General features: G+C 32.1%; 17 protein-coding genes. 6 read left to right on the top strand and 11 right to left on the bottom strand.

The window, feature by feature from the left end; genetic code table 11:
- Positions 1 to 37 precede the first annotated feature (37 nt).
- From H510_RS0113700 to H510_RS0113675, 5 genes are all read left to right on the top strand, one after another.
- The gene (locus H510_RS0113700) at positions 38 to 1,216 is read left to right on the top strand and encodes a tetratricopeptide repeat protein (RefSeq protein ID WP_026904842.1); all 1,179 of its coding nucleotides are present in this window, start codon (positions 38 to 40) and stop codon (positions 1,214 to 1,216) included.
- Positions 1,217 to 1,371: 155 nt separating this feature from the next.
- The gene (locus H510_RS0113695; protein ID WP_026904841.1) at positions 1,372 to 3,960 is read left to right on the top strand and encodes a phosphoenolpyruvate carboxylase; all 2,589 of its coding nucleotides are present in this window, start codon (positions 1,372 to 1,374) and stop codon (positions 3,958 to 3,960) included.
- A 100-nt stretch (positions 3,961 to 4,060) separates the two neighbouring features.
- Positions 4,061 to 4,828 carry a non-homologous end joining protein Ku gene (gene ku / locus H510_RS0113690; RefSeq protein WP_026904840.1) on the top strand — a complete coding sequence of 256 codons (768 nt, stop codon included), beginning with the start codon at positions 4,061 to 4,063 and terminating at the stop codon, positions 4,826 to 4,828.
- 1 nt (position 4,829) lies between these two features.
- Positions 4,830 to 7,283: a DNA ligase D gene (gene ligD, locus H510_RS0113685; RefSeq protein ID WP_026904839.1), complete on the top strand. Its 2,454-nt coding sequence runs from the start codon at positions 4,830 to 4,832 to the stop codon at positions 7,281 to 7,283.
- A gap of 432 nt (positions 7,284 to 7,715) precedes the next feature.
- Positions 7,716 to 9,929 (top strand): monovalent cation:proton antiporter family protein, encoded by a 2,214-nt coding sequence (locus H510_RS0113675; protein ID WP_026904837.1) that lies wholly within the window; start codon positions 7,716 to 7,718, stop codon positions 9,927 to 9,929.
- A gap of 150 nt (positions 9,930 to 10,079) precedes the next feature.
- On the opposite strand, the gene H510_RS0113670 is transcribed toward H510_RS0113675, so the two are convergent.
- The 4 genes from H510_RS0113670 to H510_RS0113655 all read right to left on the bottom strand — a co-directional run bounded on the left by H510_RS0113670 (position 10,080) and on the right by H510_RS0113655 (position 12,579).
- A complete protein-coding gene (locus H510_RS0113670) occupies positions 10,080 to 10,388 on the bottom strand; it encodes a hypothetical protein (protein WP_026904836.1) in 309 nt (102 codons plus the stop codon).
- 72 nt (positions 10,389 to 10,460) lie between these two features.
- Positions 10,461 to 10,679 (bottom strand): VF530 family protein, encoded by a 219-nt coding sequence (locus H510_RS0113665; protein ID WP_026904835.1) that lies wholly within the window; start codon positions 10,677 to 10,679, stop codon positions 10,461 to 10,463.
- A 4-nt stretch (positions 10,680 to 10,683) separates the two neighbouring features.
- Positions 10,684 to 11,805, bottom strand: coding sequence for a DEAD/DEAH box helicase (locus H510_RS0113660; RefSeq protein ID WP_026904834.1), 1,122 nt, complete (start codon positions 11,803 to 11,805; stop codon positions 10,684 to 10,686).
- 48 nt (positions 11,806 to 11,853) lie between these two features.
- A complete protein-coding gene (locus tag H510_RS0113655; protein ID WP_026904833.1) occupies positions 11,854 to 12,579 on the bottom strand; it encodes a ThuA domain-containing protein in 726 nt (241 codons plus the stop codon).
- A 101-nt stretch (positions 12,580 to 12,680) separates the two neighbouring features.
- Between H510_RS0113655 and H510_RS0113650 the strand changes: the two genes are divergently transcribed.
- A complete protein-coding gene (locus H510_RS0113650; RefSeq protein WP_026904832.1) occupies positions 12,681 to 14,807 on the top strand; it encodes an FUSC family protein in 2,127 nt (708 codons plus the stop codon).
- Between the two features lie 10 nt (positions 14,808 to 14,817).
- Here the strand turns inward: H510_RS0113650 and H510_RS0113645 are convergent, their stop codons facing one another.
- The 7 genes from H510_RS0113645 to mgtE form a co-directional block, all read right to left on the bottom strand.
- Complete coding sequence (locus tag H510_RS0113645) at positions 14,818 to 15,585, bottom strand: TIGR03915 family putative DNA repair protein (protein ID WP_036692946.1); 768 nt, start codon at positions 15,583 to 15,585, stop codon at positions 14,818 to 14,820.
- The gene (locus H510_RS0113640; protein ID WP_026904830.1) at positions 15,585 to 16,844 is read right to left on the bottom strand and encodes a putative DNA modification/repair radical SAM protein; all 1,260 of its coding nucleotides are present in this window, start codon (positions 16,842 to 16,844) and stop codon (positions 15,585 to 15,587) included. Before H510_RS0113640 ends, H510_RS0113645 begins: the two co-directional genes overlap by 1 nt.
- Before the next feature lie 50 nt (positions 16,845 to 16,894).
- Positions 16,895 to 17,767: an SDR family oxidoreductase gene (locus H510_RS0113635; protein ID WP_026904829.1), complete on the bottom strand. Its 873-nt coding sequence runs from the start codon at positions 17,765 to 17,767 to the stop codon at positions 16,895 to 16,897.
- Entirely contained in the window at positions 17,764 to 18,414 is a 651-nt protein-coding gene (locus tag H510_RS0113630) for a DsbA family protein (protein ID WP_026904828.1), read from the bottom strand. The genes H510_RS0113635 and H510_RS0113630 overlap by 4 nt, the downstream gene beginning before the upstream one ends.
- A gap of 62 nt (positions 18,415 to 18,476) precedes the next feature.
- On the bottom strand, positions 18,477 to 18,959 hold the full coding sequence (locus tag H510_RS0113625) for a GNAT family N-acetyltransferase (RefSeq protein ID WP_026904827.1): 483 nt from the start codon (positions 18,957 to 18,959) through the stop codon (positions 18,477 to 18,479).
- Positions 18,960 to 19,019: 60 nt separating this feature from the next.
- Complete coding sequence (bioB, locus tag H510_RS0113620) at positions 19,020 to 20,015, bottom strand: biotin synthase BioB (RefSeq protein ID WP_425413805.1); 996 nt, start codon at positions 20,013 to 20,015, stop codon at positions 19,020 to 19,022.
- Positions 20,016 to 20,074: 59 nt separating this feature from the next.
- The gene (gene mgtE / locus H510_RS0113615; protein WP_026904825.1) at positions 20,075 to 21,424 is read right to left on the bottom strand and encodes a magnesium transporter; all 1,350 of its coding nucleotides are present in this window, start codon (positions 21,422 to 21,424) and stop codon (positions 20,075 to 20,077) included.
- Positions 21,425 to 21,445 lie beyond the last annotated feature (21 nt).

The following is a 21,445-nucleotide window of genomic DNA, read 5'->3' as shown; positions in this document are numbered from 1 at the left end:
AATAATTAATCGTTTAACACATACAATTAATCGTAAAATGAAAAAACTATTATCGAGCCTTATAGCATTAAGTTTTTGTACAGTTGCTATGGCTCAAAAAGCTGAAATTAGTGCCGCCAAAAATACTTATGCCATTTTTGAAGTAGGTATGCAAACAAAAGCTTCTGTAAAAAAGCAATTAGAAACCTTAAATACTGCCAAAGCATCTATTGATAAGGCTACAGTACACGAAAAAACTTTAAATTCTCCAGAAGCTTGGTCATACAAAGCTTTAATTTATTCTGCCATAGCAGTAACTGACACTGTCAATATGAGTAATGCTGATGCAGCATTTAAAACAGCACAGGAAGCTATCGCAAAAGCTAAAGAATTAGATAAAGAAGGAAAAGAGAAAAACAATATTGATAATTCTGAAAGAAATCTTTCTATTGTGATGCAAAACAGAGGCGTTTCTGCATTTAATAAAAAGGATTATAAAACAGCTTATACTTCATTTAAGTATATATCAGATGTAATGCCAAAGGATTCGTTATATAGCATGTATACAGCTATTGCGGCTAATAGCGCACAAATGACAGATGAAGCTATCAAGTATTACAACAAAACTTTGGAGCTAAATACAAAGAATCCTGCTTTATATCAAGAATTAGGTAGGTTGTATATGGGTAAAGCCGATACTGCTAATGCTTTAAAGGTTATAGAAGCTGGTAGAGCACTTCATCCAAACAATTTAAACTTAATTTATGATGAGTTAAATGTGTATTTAGCAAGAGGTCAAGCAAGTAAACAAATTTCAAAAATTGAGAGTGCTATTGCTCAAGAGCCTAAAAATAAAACCTTACATTTTGTTGCGGGTGTAGCTTATTCCTCTAATAAACAATTTGATAAAGCAGAGGAAGCTTACAACAAAGCTTTAGAAATAGACCCTTCTTATGCTGATGCAGTATATAACCTTGCCGTTATTTATATTGATAAAGGGAATGCTTTTATTAACCAAGCTAATGCCTTACCTAATACCAAAAGCAATGAGGCAAAATATAATGCGTTAAAAGGACAGTTTAATGCTCAATTAACTAAAGCATTGCCTTTATTAGAGAAAGCCAGAGAGTTAAACCCTAAGGACAGAAACGTAGCTAAAGCTTTAAGAGAAGTTTATGTTAAATTGAATAAGTTAGACAAAGCTGCTGAGTTGAAAAAGCAATTAGACCAGATGTAATCAACATCGTTTCTTTCAAAAATTATAACAATAGCTTGCAATTTGCAAGCTATTTGTTTTTATAGGGTTATTTTCTAGAAAAATATCATCAATTTGGCTTTTAATTACAATTTAATTTGGATTGATTTTGAGATTAACGTAATTTTCGCCCAATTATGTTTACACAAAGACCTCAACTAAATTCAAAAGAGACAGTATTTAAAAACGAAATCACCACAAAATTCGAACTGTACAATAGTCTTTTTCTTACTTTACCATTTTATCGTGTAAAAAATACGGGTTTAGCACTTCCTTATTTCTTTGCCCATTGCGAGAATGGGGTAGAAGAAAAGCAAAGACCAGATGATATTATTGAATCTTTCTTCGCCAAGCAAAAAGGGATAACAGACCAGCATGAGATTACAGACTTACTTTTTAGGTTTATACAATACATAGAAAGGCAAGTTGTACTTTTTGATGCTGTAGAAGATGCAGCATTTGTAAAAACAAGGTCTAATGAAGATTTAAGCTCTTTAAGCAGCTTAATGAGTAGTGCTTTAGAAGATGAAGAATTGTATAAACGTATTCAGGATTGTTTAAGAGAGTTTAAATTAAGATTAGTTTTAACAGCGCATCCAACTCAGTTTTATCCAGGTCCGGTATTAAGTATCATGACAGATTTAACCGAGGCTATCAAAAATAATGATGTAAATGCTATCAACCTTCTTTTACAACAACTGGGTAAAACGCCTTTCTTTAAAAAGAAAAAGCCAACTCCGGTTGATGAAGCTATTAGTTTAAATTGGTATCTAGAGAATATACTTTACCAAACAGCATCAGATGTACATAATAACCTAGAGGAAGTTTTTAAACTTAATTTAGGAAACCATAGTTTAATAGAATTAGGTTTTTGGCCTGGAGGCGATAGAGATGGTAATCCTTTTGTTACCGCCGAAACAACTAAGCAGGTTTCTGTTTTCTTAAGACAAGCACTTTTTAGATGTTATTATAGGGATTTTAAAAAACTTAAACGCAGAATAACTTTTAACGGTACCGAGCAATATTTGCTAGAGTTAGAAGAACTTATTTACAATAACGCTTATCAACAAAATACGTTTTGCTCAAATATTAAAGAAACTCTTTTAAGTAATTTAAGAAAGGTAAAAGAGGTTTTAATCAATCATCACGATAGTTTATTTATTGAGCTTGTAGATGATATGATTTGGAAAGTAAAGCTTTTTGGTTGTCATTTTGCCTCTCTAGATATTAGACAAGATAGCCGCATTTTAAGAACTTTATTTAAAGAATGTATCGAATCAGAAGAGTTGAAGGGGCTTTTGCCAGAAAATTATTTTGATTTAAGCGAAGAAGAAAAAATAGCTGCTATACCTTTAAACGAAGCAGACTTTACCAATTATGCTTCTTTTGCCGAATTAAGTAAAGATGCTTTAGACGTTATCCGTTTAATTAAACAAATGCAAGCAGATAACGGAAAGAGAGCTTGCCATAGGTTTATCATTAGTAATTGCCAAAAAGCATCTGATATTCTACAACTTAAACAACTATTTTTATGGAGTGGTTGGAAAGCGGAAGAATTGGATGTAGACTTTGTTCCACTTTTTGAAACTATAGATGATTTAAAATTTGCTAACCATGTGATGGAAAGTTTATATACCCATCCTATTTATAGTAAACATCTAGAAATCAGAAAAAAACGTCAGGTTATTATGCTTGGTTTTTCTGATAGTACCAAGGATGGGGGCTATTTAATGGCAAACTATTCTATTTTCTATGCAAAATCTAGCTTAACGGCTGTTTCTAGAAAGTATGATATTGATTTAGCCTTTTTTGATGGTAGAGGAGGACCTCCGGCAAGAGGTGGAGGTAAAACACATAAATTCTATGCTTCTTTTGGTAAAGATATTGCGAATAAGCAAATCCAAATGACAGTGCAAGGGCAAACCATAAGTTCGCATTATGGAACTTATGAGAGCTCTACCAATAACATGGAGCAGTTGATTCATGCTGGTATTAACTCTGCACTAGAAAAACAAAGCAGCAATACCATGAATGATGATGAGAAATTACTTTTCTCTCAAATGGCAGATATAAGTTATCATGCGTTTATGGATTTGAGAAAACATCCTTTATTCTTGAAATTTATGGAGGTACAAACTCCATTAAAAATGCTATCTCAAATCAATATCAGTAGTAGACCAGTAAAAAGAAACTCTGATGCAGAATTGAAATTAGAAGATTTAAGAGCTATTAGCTTTGTTACCTCATGGAGTCAAGCTAAATTAAACATCCCAGGTTTCTATGGTGTTGGTACAGCTTTAAAAGCTTTGAAAGAATCTGGACAATGGGAACAAGTAAAAAGCTTGTATAAAAATGCTGGTTTCTTTAAAACGGTTGTAGATAATTGTATGATGTCTATGAGTAAAGCTGATTTTAGATTAACCGAGTATTTATCTGAAGATGCTACATTTGGCGAGTTCTGGAAAGGTATGAAGGCGGAGTTTGACCTTACCCAAAATTTACTATTAGAACTATCTAATACAGAAACTTTGATGGAAAATTATCCGACAGATAAGCGCTCTATCTCTCTTAGAGAAAAAATTGTGTTGCCTTTAGTTATCATCCAAAGATATGCTATTATCAAATCCTTATCTGATGATGTATCTGATGAAAGAAAGCAAATTTATAATAAGCTTATTTTGAGAACCCTTTATGGTATAGTAAACGCAGCTAGAAACTCTGCATAATATAAAATTAGGATAATCAAAGCCTTCTGCACAAGCAGAGGGCTTTTTTTATGATTTCTTCTTTGGAATAGTAATTGTTTTTAAAATCAAAACAAATACTATGAGATCTATCTGGAATGGCACCATTGCCTTTGGTTTAGTAAATATTCCTATCAAGCTCTACTCGGCTATAGATAATAGCACTTTAGATTTAGATATGTTGGATAGTCGAGACCACGCTCGCATCCGGTTTTTACGGGTTAATGAAAAGACAAAGAAAGAAGTTCCGTATGAAAAAATTGTTAAAGGTTTTTTCTTGAAAGATGATTATGTCATTTTAGAAGATCAGGATTTTGAAGATGCAAGTCCTGAAAAGACCAAAACTATTGATATACAAACTTTTGTAAGAGCATCAGAAATTAACCCAATGCTGTTTGAAACTTCGTATTATGCCGAGGCCACTAAACAAGGACAAAAAGCTTACGCTTTACTTCTCAATGCCTTAAAGAAGACTAAGATGGCAGGGGTGGGGCAGTTTGTATTAAGACAAAAGGAGAATTTATGCATCATACATCCGCAAGATAATGTTATTGTAATTTCCAGAATACGCTTTGCTCAAGAAATAAAAGACACATCAGAAATTAACACTCCTGATGATTTAAAAATCCCTAAAAAAGAACTAGATGTAGCTTTAGCTTTAATTAAACAATATACTGCCGATTTTAATATCGATAAATATAAAGACACTTATACCGCAGAACTTTTAAAAATTATAAAAGCAAAAGCTAAAGGAAAACGACCAACTATCAAAAAATTAAAACCTACAAAAGCCAAAAGTGATGATTTGTACGAGCAATTATTAGAAAGTTTGAATAAGAAAGGAGCATAAAATGTCTTTAACAAAGTATCAGCAAAAAAGAAATTTTGAGCAAACTACAGAACCAAAATCACAAAAAAAAACGACTAGAAAAACATTAAGTTTTGTGGTACAAAGGCATCATGCATCGCACTTACATTATGATTTTAGATTAGAGATAGATGGTGTTTTAAAAAGTTGGGCCGTTCCTAAAGGTCCGTCGTTAAACCCCAAAGATAAACGTTTAGCCATGATGGTTGAAGACCATCCTTACGATTATAAAAACTTTGAAGGTGAAATTCCGAAAGGAAATTATGGTGCTGGTACCGTTTATATTTTTGATGAAGGCAATTATCAATCTTTATCAAAAACAAGAAAAGACGATGAAAAAGAGTTAAAAAAAGGCTTAGCTACAGGTAGCTTAAAATTTAAACTGAATGGTAAAATTCTTAAAGGAGAATTTGCTTTGGTTAAGCTTAAAAACTCAGAACAAGATGCTTGGCTTCTGATTAAACATCAAGATGAATTTTCTGTAAACAAGAGTTTTAATATCGAAAATCTTATCCTTAAAGAGGTTATAAAAGCAGGAAAGGATTTTAAAAAACAGAAGCCAGAAAAGAAACATCAGCCAAAAGAAAAACAAAAAAAAGTTCAAGAGCATGGCTATTCGCCCATGTTAACCAAATTGTCAAATCATATTTTTAATGATAAAAATTGGCTTTTCGAAAGAAAAATTGATGGTTACAGAATTATTGCTAGCACAGGAGAAAAGATTACATTAACCTCAAGAAATGGTATTGATTATACATCAAAATATCAACAAATCAGTAATCATCTGAAAGAAATTAAGGTTGATGCGATTTTAGATGGTGAAATTGTTGCAGAGAATAAAGATGATGTTCATCAGTTTCAATGGTTACAACATTTTGATACAAATGATAAAGGACTTACGCTTAAATTTTATGTGTTTGATATTTTAAAACTCAACGGAAATGAACTTTTAGATATGCCTCTTTTAAAAAGAAAAAAGCTTTTAAAAGTATTGCTAGAGAAGTATAAAGCTGAAAATATTGTATTTAACGATTATATTTTAGCTGATGGCGAAAAGCTTTTTGAAGAAGCCAAAAAGCAAAAATGGGAGGGAGTTATTGCCAAAAGAGTTGATGATGAATATTATCCTGGTAAAAGAACAGACTCTTGGCTGAAAATTAAATTGAGTAATAGCCAAGAAGCTATTATTTGTGGCTTTACACAACCTGCTGGAAGTAGAAAGTATTTTGGAGCTTTAGTTTTAGGAATGTATGGTGATAACCAGAAGCTCAGTTATATAGGTAATTGCGGAACAGGTTTTAATGATAAAACATTGAAAAGTCTTCATCAACAAATGGAAGATATTATTACTTCAGAAAAGCCTTTTGCAGATCCAGTAAATATGGAAAGTAAGGTAACTTGGGTTAAACCTCAAATGATTTGTGAAGTAACTTATACGGAATGGACAATGGATCATCATCTAAGACATCCGGTTTTTAAAGGCTTAAGACCAGATAAAAATATGGAAGAGGTAAAAGAAGAAAAGATTTCTAGAACTGAGGAAACTAAAACTTTTGGAACTAAAAAGGTAAAATTGACCAATTTAGATAAATATTATTGGCCAAAGGAAAAAATTACTAAAGGAGAATTGTTAAATTATTATGAGCATATTGCCGACTATATTCTACCTTATCTGAAAGATAAACCACTTTCTTTAAACAGGCATCCAAATGGGATAACTAAACCTGGTTTTTATCAAAAGGATGTAGATTTAAAGCAAATTCCTAAATGGGCCAAAACGGCCCAAATACACTCAGAAAGTAATAATAAAGAGATAGATTATCTTATTTGTAATGATAAGGCATCTTTATTATACATGGTTAATTTAGGTTGTATAGAGATAAATCCATGGTTAAGCACTTACAAGAAACCAGAAAATCCAGAGTATTTAGTTATAGATCTTGATCCTGATAAAAATGAATTTAAAGAGGTTGTACAAGTAGCTTTAGCGGTTAAAGAGATGTTAGACAGCTTAAAAGTTAACAGTTATATCAAAACATCTGGCTCCAGTGGCTTACATATTTTTATTTATTTGGCTGCCAAATATGATTTTAAAATTGTTAGAAATTTTGCCGAATTTATAGCACAAAAAGCGCATGAAAAAACATCAGAAATTACCAGTCTAGAAAGAAGCCCCTCTAAAAGAAAAAATTTAATTTATATAGATTACTTGCAAAACAGAAGAGGACAAACCATTGCAGCACCATATTCTGTAAGACCTAAACCTAATGCAACGGTTTCTTTTCCATTAAGTTGGGATGAAGTAGATGAAAACTTAGATATGAAGGATTTCCATTTTAAAAACGTTTTAGCACTTTTAAAAGACAGAGAAGACCCTTGGAAGGATATGAAAAATCAAAAAATAGACATTTTAAAGACACTCAAAACCCTTAAATAGTTGTTTTTTTATTATATTTTGCGATATGAGGTTTTTATTTACTTTAATTACTATAATTTTAATATCCTTTAACTGCCATAGCTTAGCAATAGATAAGCAAAAGCAATCTTTATTGCTTAAAAACGATTGCTTTTCAGTAAAAAGTTATTTTAAGAAGTATGTAAAAGCTAATAAATTACTCACATCAGACATTAATCAGGAAAACCAATTTATTTTAAGAAAAAACGCCAGGCTAACAGCCAATTTTAACAGGTCTGGTTTTAACTTAAACTTTGAAAATAATGATAATTATATCCTTCATAAAAGTTTAATAACCTCAATATCAAAACATTATTATATATCCCAGCTATTATTTCCATTTCATAGTTTTCTGGAAAAGCTTTCTTAAAGCTAATGAACTCTATTAAATCAAAATAATACGATATATAATTTATGATACACTTACCAAATCTCATTACCGATTTAGGACTTATACTCGGCGCAGCAGCCATTATTACGCTCATATTTAAATACCTAAAACAACCTTTAGTTTTAGGATACCTCATTGCAGGCTTTTTAGTAGGTCCGCATTTTACCTTATTTCCAACCATTGTAGAAACCGAAAACGTAACCGTATGGGCAGAAATAGGGGTAATTATTCTCCTATTTAGTTTAGGATTAGAATTTAGCTTTAAAAAATTGATAAAAGTAGGAGGCTCGGCCTCTATAACTGCTGTAACAGAAGTAGTGGTGATGCTTTTGTTGGGTTATTTTACAGGCAAAGCTTTCGGTTGGTCTACCATGGATAGTATTTTTCTAGGCGGTATACTTTCTATATCATCTACAACCATTATTATTAGAGCATTTGAAGAACTAGGAGTAAAGGGACAAAAGTTTGCAGGCTTAGTATTTGGAGTACTTGTGGTAGAAGATTTAGTAGCTGTGGTACTCTTAGTTTTGCTTTCTACATTAGCTGTTAGTCAACAATTTGCGGGCTCAGAAATGTTGTTTTCTATCTTAAAACTAATTTTCTTTTTAGTGATTTGGTTTGTGTTGGGCATATTCTTTTTACCAAGTTTTTTAAAGAAAATTAAACCTTTGATAAGCGAAGAAATGTTACTTATTATTTCTTTGGCTTTATGTTTTTTAATGGTGATTGCAGCAACAAAAGTTGGTTTTTCTCCGGCATTAGGAGCCTTTATCATGGGGTCTATATTGGCAGAAACCAGTCAGGGAAAAAAAATAGAACATTTAGTAATGCCTATTAAAGACCTTTTTGGGGCAGTATTTTTTGTTTCTGTTGGGATGTTGATAGACCCAGCCATGTTGGTTGAACATGCTTTACCTGTTGTAATAATTGTTTTAGTAACTATCGTAGGGAAAATATTTAGTTCATCAATAGGCGCTTTAGTATCTGGGCAACCTTTAAAAACATCTGTACAAACCGGCTTCAGCTTAGCACAAATAGGAGAGTTTTCATTTATTATTGCCACACTAGGGGTTACTTTAAATGTAACTAGTTCTTTTTTATATCCAATTGCGGTAGCAGTATCAGCAATAAGTACTTTCACAACACCATATCTTATAAAATTATCTTTCCCATTTTATAATTGGCTTAATAAGGTTTTACCGTCAAAATGGATAGAAAATTTAAACAGATATAGCTCTGCTACACAAAGTGTTACAACCGTTTCTAATTGGCAATTATTTGTTAAATCATATACAGCTAATACCTTAATACACTTTAGTATAAGTTTAGCAATCATCTTAATATCGTCTAATTATTTAAGTCCGTTTATTCAAGGTAAAACAGAAAATGCAGTTTGGGGCAATATTATATCTTTAGTGATAACCATGCTTATTTTATCACCCTTTTTATATGCTTTAACCTTTAGAAATTTATATAGTGGGGTAGTAGTAGAGTTAAAAAACGAACGTTTGTATCGTAATTTGGTGGTAGTAATGCGTTTATTTAGACTTTTATTGTCTGCTGCTTTAATCATTACCTTATTAAATAATTTGCTTTCTGTAGAAGTAGCGCTATATGCAGCCTTAATCATTATCGTAGTATTACTAATTTTCTGGAAGCAGGTTCAGAAAGTATATCTAAAATTAGAAATGCTTTTCTTAAAAAATTATAACGATGAAGAACTTCATCCAAAAAAAGAGCAAGAAATTTTAGCTCCATGGGATGCTCACTTTACAGAAATAGAGGTTAAGCCAGAATCTCCAGCTGTTGGAAAAACTTTGATGGAGTTAAAGTGGAGAGAAAGAGCCGGTATAAATGTAGCAATGATTAACAGAGGAAGTTTAACTATTCATTCTCCAGAGAGTAATACCATTATTTATCCGGGCGATATTTTAAACATTATAGGTACAGATGCACAAATTAGAAAGTTGAACTCTATCATCAGGCCAGACAAAAAAATGCTAGAGCAACAAGACCATTATCAGCCTAAATTACATAAGTTATTGGTTAGGAAGAATTCATTCTTAGAAGGTAAATCTTTAAAAGAATCAAAAATTAAAGATTTAACAGACGGAATTGTTGTAGGTATAGAAAGAAACGCAGAACGTATTGTTAATCCAGAATCTAACTGGGTTTTCCAAGAAAATGATATGGTTTGGATTGTGGGAGATAGTTCTAAAATACAATCAACTTTATAGATATAAATACTTCCCTTAAAGGGAGGTTATTTTATTACTTAACATAATGTTAATTATAAGTCATTTTTTTATAAAAGATTATAAAGCATAAAACTGCTAAATTTTAATATATTTCAACAAGAATAAAACCTTTAAAAAAACTTCTCTAATCTAAAGTAATTCTCTTTTTATTTCTTCAATAACATCTTGATGTTTGAAAGTCATACCTGCTTGTATATCATCTTTAGCTTTTTTAATACTCTCTTTAAGTTCATGTATATAAGCTTCTTCAGGGTTAAGTATAATAGCAATTTTTAAAGCTTCGTCTGGTGTAAATGTTCCACCTTTCATTTTTCTATAAAATGTTGCGGGCTTTATTCCAGTTTCTCTAATAATGTAATCTATTTTGAATGGAGATTTTTGAACTAACTCACCTAAAGTATTTAGAATAGTTTTATATCTTACAATTTCAGCTATCATATTTGATAATTATTACCGCATTTTATAATAAAAATAAGATATAAACATGATAAAAACAAGTACTTAGAATAATTATCTTCTAAAAGTTCTTATCCAAAGCTCTTCAACTTTTATACGAGCCCAATCTGTTTTTCTTAGGAATTTCAAACTAGAATTTACACTTGGATGCTCATTAAAACATTTAATCTTAATTTTTAATCCAAGTGCTGGCCATCCATAAAATTCAACCAAATCATTTAGAATAGCTTCTAAGGTTCTGCCATGTAATGGATTGTTTGGTTGCTTCTCCATTTCTTTAAATGCTAATCTTTTCGAAATAAATATTTAGCTCTTTTTCTAAAGCTGTAATTTTTTCTAATTCTGATGGCGCTACAAATGCTAAAGAAAGTCCTTTGTTTCCAGCTCTAGCAGTTCTCCCGCTTCTGTGTGTAAAATATTCTAATTGCTCTGGTAATTGATAATGAATAACATAGGATAAATTACTTACGTCGATTCCTCTGGCAGAAATATCTGTTGCTATTAAAACCTGTAATCTTTCGCTTTTAAAAGCTCTCATTACTTTTTCACGATCTCTTTGACCTAAATCTCCGTGTATGGCCTCAACCTTTAAATTTTTGGCTAATAATTGCTTGGCAAGTGTTTGCGCACCAGCCTTTGTTTTACAAAATACAATACCACGTTTACCGTCATTATTTTTAATGAAACTCTGTAAAAGATTAGGCTTGTCTTTGATATCGCAAATCACATATTGATGTTCGATGGCTGTATTCATCACATCTTTATGGTCTACTTCAATTTTATAAGCATCATCAGCCATATAATCATTTATAATTTGCTTAATAGCTAATGGTATGGTTGCAGAAAAAAGCCAAATATTTCTATCTATTTGTGCAGTATGACTTAAGATTTTATCAATATCTTGCTTAAAACCCATGCTTAACATTTCATCAGCCTCGTCTAAAACAATAGTTTTAACTTCCATTAAATCAACCGCTTTACGCTCTAATAAATCTATTAAGCGACCTGGTGTAGCTACCAAAATTTGTGTTGGGCGTTTTAATCTACCTATTTGAATATCAATTTTTTCGCCACCATAAACGGCTTCAACAAAGATCTTTTTACTTAGGTATTTGGTGAATTTAAAAAGCTGTTTAGCTATTTGTTGTCCTAATTCTCTGGTTGGACAAATGATTACGGCTTGAATGCTTTTTTGTTCTGGATTTACCAATTCTAATAATGGCAAACCAAAGGCCGCTGTTTTACCTGTTCCGGTTTGTGCCTGGCCTATAAAATCTGTTTTACCTTTTAATAAAACCGGAATAGCTTGGGTTTGGATAACCGTTGGGGTATTTATATTTAATTCATCAAGAGCCTTGATAAGCTCTTGATGAATTCCTAAATCTTTAAAATTGTTCAAAATATGGATAATTAAGCTGACAAAGTTAAGCTTATTTATAGGGATATGCTATTTTAAGACATATTCTATACCTCCGGCAAGGTGTTTTAAAAATAATTCGTCTTGAAAATCTTCAATAGTATGCCCTAAACCGGTATAAAAAACCTTTCCACCATCAAATTCATGATACCAAGCCATCGGATGAAAATCAGGCATTTTACCTCCTGTATAGCTCTTTTCATCAACACTCATAATCACTTTAACATCTTTATTAAAGTCTTTAAAATTATACCATTCGTCTGTATGCATCCAAGGGTTTGGTAAACCCTTTGTTGCCGGATGATTCGCATCTAAAATATCAAGTTTTGCTTCTTGTACTTTTGGATGACCTGCAAAAAAGCCTCCTACTAGCTTACCGTACCAAGGCCAATCATAATTACAGTCTGTAGCTGCGTGTACACCGACAAAGCCTCCTCCTCTATTGATATATTTTTTGAAAGCGGCTTTCTGAGCATCGTTAAATAATGATTTTCCTGTTGGGTTTAAAAATAACAATGCTTTAAATTGCTTTAAGTTTTTATCTGTAAAATCTTCTGGATTTTCTGAATGTATAATGGTGTAGCCTTTTTCTTTTCCAATTTTTTTGATAGCTTCTAACCCAGGTTCAATACTCTTATGCCTAAATCCTTTAGTACATGAAAATACTAAAATTTTAATTTCTCTTTTTTTTATCATAAAACTGCTTAACGATAATAAAATCGCGGCAATGGTTAGGCTAATAAATAAATTTTTCATGAATAAGGGTTATTGGTTTATGACCACAAAGGAATAAAAACTTCTTTAATTTAATTGTATTTAATAAATATAAATCATTAAACAATTTATAAATTGCATATATGCTACTTCAGAAGCCTTTAGATGATTTTAGAAATTTCTTATATACTCAGTATTTTTCTGATGGTATCAAGATAACAATTGGGGTGCTTCTCCCCTCTTTAATTTTTGCTCAGTTTAACCTCTTAGAGATAGGGATAAATCTTTCATTAGGTGCTGTTTGTTGTAGTATTGCAGACACACCAGGGCCTTGGCTGCATAGAAGAAACGCCATGCTGATAACAAATTTTTTGGTGTTTTTGGTTGCTCTTGTAACCTCTATCATTAATCAAAACCCGGTTTTAGTTGGCATAGAAATACTTATTTTCTGCTTCATTTTTTCTATGTTTTATGTTTATGGAGCAAGAGCATCATCTGTAGGTACTGCAGCCCTATTAATTATGGTTTTAAACGTTGCCAACCACGAAACTACCCTAAACTCTTATGAACATGCAGGTTTGGTTTTAACAGGTGGAATATGGTATTTTTTATTAAGTGCCTTATTTTCATTTGTAAGACCATTTAGGTATGCAAGACAAACCTTAGGTGAATGTGTACAAGAAGTTGCAGGCTATTTGAGGTTAAGAGCCGATTTTTATAATGACAAAATACCTGTAGAAGACATTTTCAAAGCTTTAGTTGACAAACAAGTTCTTGTACATGAAATACAAGATAATGTAAGAGAGATACTGTTTAAAACTAGAAAACTCGTTAATGAATCAACAAGTGATGGAAGACTGCTTATCATGATTTTTGTTGATATAGTTGATTTATTTGAACAAACCATGGCTACCCATCATGACTATAAAATCATCAGGAAACGTTATAAAAATCATGATATATTACCTGCTTACGCTTTATTGATTCATAAACTAGCATCAGAAATAGAGTATATTGGTTTTTGTTTGATTCATCAGGTAAAACCAAGAAAACATGCTGTAAAAATTGAAGATTTAGATAAGCTTAAGAAGCAGCTAGATGAATTAGAAAAAGCAGGTATATCTGTTTTGGTTTTAAAGAAAATACTGGTAAATCTTAGACATATTTTTTCTAAAACCAATACCATTTTTGGTTATTTTGATAAGGATAACTTTATTAAGCAAGCTAAATCTGGCTCAACAGATCATGATAAATTTGTTAGTCACCAAAGTTTTGATTTTAAGCTTCTTAGAAATAACCTCAACTTAAAATCTGGCAATTTCAGGTATGCTCTTAGGGTTTCTTTGGTTGTTTTTACAGGTTATTTAGTAGGTTTCTTATTGCCAGTTGGACATCATAGTTATTGGATTATTTTAACCATACTGGTGATTTTAAAACCTGGCTTTAGCACTACCAAGCAAAGAAATTTTGAAAGGGTAATTGGAACCATTATAGGAGGTGTTACAGGAGCCTTAATTATTTATTTTATCAAAGATGAAACTGCTAGGTTTGTTTTAATGGTTGTATTCATGCTGATTACCTATAGCTTACAAAGGGTAAACTATTTCATCAGTGTGTTGTTCATGACACCTTTTATTCTCATCTTATTTAGCTTTATCAGCTCCACTATTAACGAAAGCTTGGCGGTAGAAAGAATTATTGATACCCTTATTGGTTCTGGTATTGCCTTTTTATCTAGCTATTTAGTTTTACCTAGTTGGGAGTCGTATCAGTTTAAGAATTATATGCTGGATATGCTGAAAGCCAATCAGAAGTATTTGGATGCTATTTTTAGAAGGTTTAATCCTCAAAATCAAATTAATATTACTGAGTATAAATTAGCTAGAAAGGAAGTTTATGTGAATACAGCTAATTTAGCTGCTGCTTTTCAAAGAATGTTGAACGAGCCTAAAACCAAGCAACACAAAGCCGTTTTAGATGTACATAAATTTGTAGTGTTAAACCATATTTTATCCTCTTACCTTGCAAATTTATCAACCAGTTTACAAGATTCTCAAATGATGTTTAATGCTGATCAGCAGAAGCTTTTTAGGAAATCTCAGTATTATTTAAAGCTTGCTATAGAATGGTTATCTGAAACTACACACGAGCAAGAATTTGTGCATGTTTTTGAGGGTGTAACAGAAACCAATGAGGATTTAGCTACAGAACAATTAGAACTTATCGTTAAAGTTTCTGCTGATATATTGAAAATTACAGAGAAGATTTAGTGTTTTGCTGTTAAACAGGGAATTTTTCTGTAAGGTATTTCCAGTATCTTTTAGGTACGTGTTGAATATGTAAACGCGAATTTTTTCTAGCTTGGATGGTAGTTTTCTTAAAATAAGTTTGCCATAAATGTTGATATAATTTTTCGTCTTTAACCAACATTTCTAAACCCTCTTGTTTGTTTAAATGGTTAGCAAATTTCATTTCTACCAATTCAACCTTGTGTAAATCGTAATAAATACCATAGGTTCTTTTTTGGTCAAAAATCATCCACTTTTGGTCTTGATAACGGTCTTTAAAATGTTTTGCAATAACAGGTAAAACATTAAAATCTGGCTCTATTTCGGCATAATAAATATTATCTAGGGTTAACCTAAAACGTACAAAAGCTTCCATCCTATGCTTCTCGCGATGTACCATTTGCGCATATTGAGATAATTTTAAAACAGATGGATGAGAAAAGTCCTGTATAATATTTCGTTTTGGGTTATTTAAAGCATATTGAACAACCGCCCACAAATGCGTTTCTAAATCTTCATCTTCTGATAAAAAAGTATAAAGCATCCGGTGTAAACCTAAATCCCCAATGAGTGATTTTAATTTTTGATACACTCTTTCTGCTTTAGGAGCTTGTGTAAATACTTTTCTTGTTTGGGCAAAAAGCTGCTCGGTTTGTAAAGCTTCTTTAACTATTTTAACTTGTTTCAATTTGAATTCGTAAGCCTCAAAAACTGCAGTTAAAAAGCCTTCAAAAGTATGGTCGTACAATAAAATATTCATCAGAATAAAGCTAACTGAGCGTTGTATTGGTCTTGATATTTACTTTTAGTATTACCTAATATAAATTGCTTTAAATTACTGTTATTTAAAAACTTAAGATTTCCAAAATGTAGTCCGTAAGAAATAAAATATTTGGCTCTGTTTAATGCTACGCCTAGTTTTTTTAGATGAGTTTCATTTAGATGACTAAAGCGTCTGGCTTCAATAATTTTCCAAGCAGATTTAACCCCAATACCAGGTACTCTTAAAATCATCTCGAAATCTGCTTTTTGAATATCTATTGGAAATACATGCTGATTTCTTAACGCCCAACTTAATTTAGGATCAACATCTAAATCTAAAAAGGGCAAGTTAGGATCTAATATTTCATCGGCTTTAAAGCCATAAAACCTCATTAACCAATCTGCTTGATAAAGCCTATTTTCTCTCACCATAGGCACTTTACTTTGCAGAGAAGGTAAACGAGCATCATCGGCTATGGGAACATAGCCAGAATAGTAAACCCTTTTCAATTGGTAATTTTTGTAAAAAGAATCGGCGGTTTGGATAATTTCTAAATCGTTTTCTTGTGTAGCGCCAATAATGAGTTGTGTACTTTGCCCAGCGGGAGCAAATTTAGGTGTGTTTCTGAAAAGCTTTTTCTCTTCTTTAAAAACAATGATTTCGTTTTTGACATAATTCATGGGTTTAATCATGTCTTCCCTATTTTTATCCGGAGCTAAAAGTTTTAGTCCCTTTTCTGTAGGAAGTTCTAGATTAATACTCAATCTATCAGCATAAAGTCCGGCTTCTTTCATCAACTCGTCTGATGCGCCAGGGATACTTTTTAAATGAATATAACCATTGAAATTTTCTTCTAAACGGAGCTTTTTAGCTACTAAAACTAATCGCTCCATCGTAAAATCAGCATCTTTAAAAATACCTGAGCTTAAGAATAAACCTTCTATATAATTTCTTCTATAAAAGTTTATGGTTAAATCAACCACTTCTTGTACGGTAAAAGCGGCTCTTTTAATATCATTACTTTTACGAGTTACGCAATAAGCGCAATCATAAATACAATGGTTGGTCAATAAAATTTTGAGTAAAGAAACGCATCTCCCATCTTCTGTATAAGAATGGCAAATACCCATTCCTGTAGAATTTCCTAAACCTTTGTTTTGATTATTTCTTTTAGCACCACTGGATGAGCAGGAAACATCATATTTAGCTGCATCAGCCAGGATTTCTAGTTTTTCTGTTATCCTATCAAAATTCATATTCAAATTTACTAAAATTATTAGTAAATTTTAAACTAAAATTTTTAGTTTTATTTCTGAATTCTGATGGTGTATTCTTTGATAGTTTCTTTTGGTTGCCCCAATTCATCCCAAGTAAATTGAGATACAAATTTCTCATCGTACTTATTAAGCGCTTCTAGAATATGATAGATGTAATTAATTTTATTAGAAAATTTACCCATAAATTTTAAAACACCTATTGGAGTTTTAAATACGTTTAAACGTTTCTTTTTATAGTTATCAATAAAAATTCTTACGGCTTCTTCTGGATAATATGCCTCAGGACCTTGAATATTATATTCTCTATTTTCATCGGTTAAAACCTCAAAAGATTTAGCTACTTGTTTTCCATAATCGGAACCAGAAATCCAATACATTTTGGCTTCGGCTTTGCCAGCTAAATTCATTTGGTTGCCGTTCATAAACCCACCTTTATCGAAGTTCTCCATGAAGCTGCTTGGATAAAAAATGGTATAAGGAATTTTGCTGCTTTTAAGGATTTGAACAGCTTTTTGTTTAACATCAAAAACCCACCAATTGAAATTATTTTGTCCTTGATAATCTTTAACTAAAGAAGATAAATAAGCAATTCTTTGGATGTTGTTTTCTTTTGCGGCTTCTATTAAATTTAACAAACCAGTTGTTTCTGGCATGAAATCTTTAGGTTTAGCGTGTTGCGGTATATGAAGATTTAGGTAAATAGCCTCCTGCCCTTTTAAGGCTAGAGATAAGGTGGTTCTTGAAGCTAAATCGGCAAAAACGATATTAGCTTGAGGAAATAACTCTTTAGCTTTTTTAATATTTCTAGCTAAAATGGTTACCTCAAAACCAGCCTTTATCAACTCATCTGCAACTGGTTTCCCTAGCATACCAGTAGCACCCAACACTGCTATTTTCTTCATAAAGCTATTTCGTTTAACACATTTTGAACGCGTAATTCCATGGTTTCTAAGTTAGCATAACCTTTAGCTATCATATAAAATTTAAGTTCGCCAGTTCTGATAAATGCTGCTGGATAGCCTGTTACTTTTAATTGTCTGGCTAAGGCAAAATCGTAATAGGCAGCTTGTTTATATTCTTCCTGATTAAGTTTGCTTATAAAATCTTGAACCGGAATTTGATATTTTTCAGCTAAATGAATATAACTATCATCTTTACTTAAATCTAAACCATGAACATAAATGGCAGATTGTAAATCGTGAGCAAATAAAATAGCTTTTTCTGGAAAATAAGATTTAAAAACAGATAGTGCTATGGCCGGTTTTTCAGAACTTAAGAATAAATCTCCTTTCTGTAATTCGGCCAAGAAAGCTTCTCCAAACATAACTCCTGTAGTGTTTTCAACATCTTTATAAGCCGTTTTAATGTAAGGGGCCACATCATTAATAGTACCTTCACGTTCGCCCATCATCATGCCACCAGATAAAACTTCGAAATCAAATTTATCAGCATAATTTTCAAAAAGACTTTTCATAACTGGGCTAAATCCGTAACACCAGCCACAAATGGCATCGTAAACGTAAATGATAGAAGGCTTCTTATTTTCCATAAAACAAAGCTAAAAGAAAGCTTTTTTAAAAGTGTTTATGGATAGTCAAATTAGGCTTTGAATTATAAAGGCATCGTCATTTTTAAAATTGGATAACTTTGATTTTTGTAAGTGATGCTAAAATCATTATCAACAAACTGAAAACCATATTTAAGATAACATTGGGCTGCTACTTTATTGGTAGATAGTAAATATAAATCCATACGTTTAATGCTAAGCTCAAGTTTAGCTTTTTCTATCAATAATGATATCAATTGCTTACCTAAACCTTTACCCCTTCGTTGGCTTTCGCCGATGAGTAAATGTCCTAAACGGGCAGAATCATCTTTCTGCGGAATTACTTCACCATAAGCTAGAGGCTGATTTTCATCATCAATACCTAAATAAATAAGCCTTTCGGGATATTTCTTTATATAGGTTTCCATTTGTGCTGCAGTAAGTGGATATTGAAAAGCTATACCTGCAAATTTCAGAAGTGTATCTTCATCTTTAATCCAATTTATTAAAATTGGGATATGTTGTTCTTCAAAAGCTATGAGTTTCATCTTTAAACAAAAAAGGACAATCTTTTTCGATTGTCCTGATTAAGAATTTAATCTTTTATTTTATGCAGTAACTTCTTCTGCTTTTTGATTTGGTTTTCCGTTTTTAAAAGCTTTTCTAGGTGTTAAACCTAAAAGCTCAAACATAGCCATATCATCTTTAAAATCTGGATTTGGTGTAGTTAATAATTTATCACCAGCAAAAATAGAATTTGCTCCTGCCATAAAGCATAAAGCTTGTTCTATGGTACTCATTTCTGTTCTTCCTGCTGATAATCTTACACAAGTTTTTGGCATGATGATACGAGCGGTAGCTATCATACGAATCATATCCCAAATTGGAACACGAGGTTGATTTTCTAGAGGCGTTCCCTTTACCGGTACTAAAGCATTCACCGGAACAGATTCTGGATGTTGTGGCATATTGGCCAAAACACGTAGCATAGAAACCCTATCATTAACAGTTTCTCCTAAACCTATAATTCCGCCACTGCAAACCGTTAATTTTGCTTTACGAACGTTTTCTATGGTTTGTAAACGATCATCATAAGTACGTGTACTGATGATTCTTTTATAATCTTCCTCAGAAGTATCTAAATTATGGTTGTAGGCATATAAACCAGCATCAGCAAGTCTTTGTGCTTGGTCTGCATTTAACATCCCTAAAGTACAGCAAACTTCCATATCCATCTCGTTTACGGCTTTTACCATATCAATAACCTTATCAAAATCGCGGTTATCACGCACTTCTCTCCAAGCTGCACCCATACATAAACGAGAAGCACCACCTTCTTTAGCTTTTTTAGCTGCATCCAATACTTCGTCTACTTTCATCATCGCATGTACATCAACATCTGTATGATAACGAGCAGCTTGTGGGCAATAAGAACAATCTTCTGGACAACCGCCAGTTTTTATGGATATTAAAGAGCTTATTTGCACTTCTGAATAGTCTTTATTAGCTCTGTGGATGGTAGCGGCTTCGTAAACTAAATCTAAAAATGGTCTATTATAAATCTCTAGAATTTCTTCTTTTGTCCAGTTATGTTTTGTTTGCATGATTTGTAATTTTTTGAGCATTAACTATTGCTAAAATAGCATAGCCAAATTTGCTACAATTATAATAATAATTTTGAGGCTAAGCCTAATAAAAGCAAGAATCCGAAAACATCTGTAAAGGTGGTAATGATGATGGAAGAAGCAATCGCGGGATCTATTCCAACCCGTTTAAGGACTAATGGAATAGTAGAGCCTGCTAAGCCAGCAATGATTAAGTTGCCTGCCATTGCAATAAAAATCACCAAACCTAACATAGGATTTGAATCATAAAAAAAAGCTACTAAAAACAATACTAAACCTATAACAGCACCATTTACCAATCCAACTGTAAATTCCTTTATTACAGTATTATATGCTTGGTTATCTGATAAATCACTTAAAGTAATTCTCCTTACTGTAACAGCTAAAGCTTGAGTAGCTGTATTACCTCCCATACCGGCAATAATTGTCATGTATGCAGGTAAGATAATTAAATGATTTATGGTAGGTTCAAAATATCTAATTACTGATGATGCTAAAAAAGCGGTAACCAGATTGAGGAGTAACCAAGGTAACCTAGATTTTACAGCCGCTTGCCAGTTACCACTTAATTCTTCATCCTCAGATACCCCGGATATTTTTAACATATCCTCGGTATTTTCTTCTTCTAAAACGTCAATAACATCATCAAAGGTAACTCTTCCCAAAAGTTTCATATCATCATCCACTACCGGGATACTGGTAAGATTGTATTGAGAAATCAAATCGGCAACCTCTTCTTGGTCTACCTGGGCTTTAACATAGATAAAGTCTTCATTAATTAAATCGGCAACTTTAACACTTGCTTTTGCTTTGATAAGATTTTTAAGAGATATAATACCTTTTAGCGTATCAGCTTCATCAACAACATAAACGGTATAAAATTCTTCTATTTCTTCACTTTGTTGGATAATTTCATCAATAGCCTGCTTTTTAGACATATTTGCATATATCTTGATGAGCTGGGTATTCATCAAACCACCGGCAGAATCTTCTTTATAACTTAATAAGTTACGAATGTTTGATGCGTCTTCGGTATCTAAATCTTGAAGAATTTCTTTTTGATCTTCTTCATCCAACTGGGCGATGATATCTGTTGCATCATCATAATCAAGTTCTTCAACAATTTCTTGCCTACGTTCTGGATCTAGCTCTAGTAAAAGTTCTTCGGGGTGAGCCTCAAAATCCATTTCAGAGATTACTTCTGAGGCACTTTCTGCTGGCAATAAATTGATGATTCGCTTTTGCGATTCTAAAGGAATTTTACTGAAAAGGATAGCAATTTCTGATGCGTGATATTCTCCTAAAAGCTTTATTAACTCCTCCTCATTGCCCTCTAAAGCTTGTTTTAATTTTAAAACGTCGGTTTTATCAATTTCAAATGATTGCATCTTTGCTAATTTAAGCTAAAA

Origin of the sequence: Pedobacter glucosidilyticus DSM 23534 (genome assembly GCF_000425145.1) — a bacterium.
In the GTDB taxonomy this organism is placed as follows: Bacteria; Bacteroidota; Bacteroidia; order Sphingobacteriales; family Sphingobacteriaceae; genus Pseudopedobacter; species Pseudopedobacter glucosidilyticus.
Note: the sequence above shows the minus strand (reverse complement) of the source record. Positions and strands in the feature narration are given on the sequence as shown.